Source organism: Mesorhizobium sp. B1-1-5 (assembly GCF_006443065.1).
Lineage (GTDB): Bacteria > Pseudomonadota > Alphaproteobacteria > Rhizobiales > Rhizobiaceae > Mesorhizobium.
This window is the reverse complement of record NZ_VFWS01000571.1, coordinates 1-1122: the sequence shown is the minus strand read 5'-3', so window position 1 is coordinate 1122 and position 1122 is coordinate 1. Positions and strand designations below refer to the sequence as shown.

The window sequence follows — 1122 nt, the reverse complement described above, 5'->3', positions numbered from 1 at the left end:
GTGTTGGAGCCGAGGCCGAATTCGGGAACGTTGGTCTTGCCGATGATGATGGCGCCGGCCTTGCGCATGCGCTCGACGAAGAAATCGTCCTCCTGCGGCACGAAATCGGCGAAGATCGGCGAGCCGAAGGAGGTGCGCAGGCCGCGGGTCATTGCGAGATCCTTGACCGCGATCGGCAGGCCGAAGAGCGCACCGGCCCGGTCCGGACGGGCATCGGCTGCGTCGGCCTCGCGCAGGATATCGCTACGATCGCGCAAGGAAACGATGGCGTTGACGAGCGGGTTGACGGCTTCGACGCGGTCGAGGAATGCCGTCACGACCTCACGTACCGAAAGTTTCCTTTGCCGGATCGCGTCGGCCAGTTCGACGGCAGACAGGCGGCAGATGTCGCCGGCCGGTGGCGCGGCATGCTTTGTCTGGGGGCGCATTCTGTCGTCTCAGCGGGATTTCAGGAGTGCCTGGTCGACATCGGCGGCCAACGGGATGGCCGGCTGGGCGCCCGGCTTCAGGCATGCCAGCGAGCCGGCCGCGCCGGCCCGGGCGCGCGCCGGTTCGAGGGGCAGGCCCGACGACAGGCCGGCGGCGAAATAGCCGCAAAAGGTGTCGCCTGCACCAACCGTGTCGACCGGGGTGATCTTCAATGCGGGAACCGTCAGGGAATCGGTCGGCGTCGCCGCCATCACGCCGTCGCCGCCGAGCGTGACGACGATGGTGCGGCCGGTTTTCCCGGCAAAGTCGCGCATCCGTGCCGCGCGGTCGCGCCCGCTCAGCGACAGCACCTCGCCATACAGGTCGAACTCGGTCTCGTTGGCGACGACATAGTCGGCCTTGCCGAGCAAGCCGGCCGCGTCGCGATGGAAGGGTGCGGTGTTGAGCACGGTGACGGCACCGGCCGCCCTTGCCTGATCGAGCGCGGCTTCGACGGTCGCAAGCGGGATCTCGTGTTGCAGGAGCACGACATCGCCTTTTCGGGGGAAGGCCTTGGCCAGGTCGCCGGGCAGCACCGAGGCGTTGGCACCCGGCACCACGGCGATAATGTTCTCGCCATCGTCGCCGACCATGATCAGCGCGGTGCCCGTCGAGGCAAAAGTTTCGCCCACGCCAGACAGATCCACCTTTGCC

The 1122-nt window shown here is 67.6% G+C and carries 2 protein-coding genes; both read right to left on the bottom strand.

From position 1 onward, the window contains the following. On the bottom strand, positions 1-428 hold a 428-nt coding region (locus FJ980_RS33390), incomplete at its 3' end, for an amidase family protein (RefSeq protein WP_246676697.1). A 9-nt stretch (positions 429-437) separates the two neighbouring features. Then, the coding region (locus FJ980_RS33385; RefSeq protein ID WP_140547644.1) for a PfkB family carbohydrate kinase at positions 438-1122 on the bottom strand (685 nt) is incomplete at its 5' end.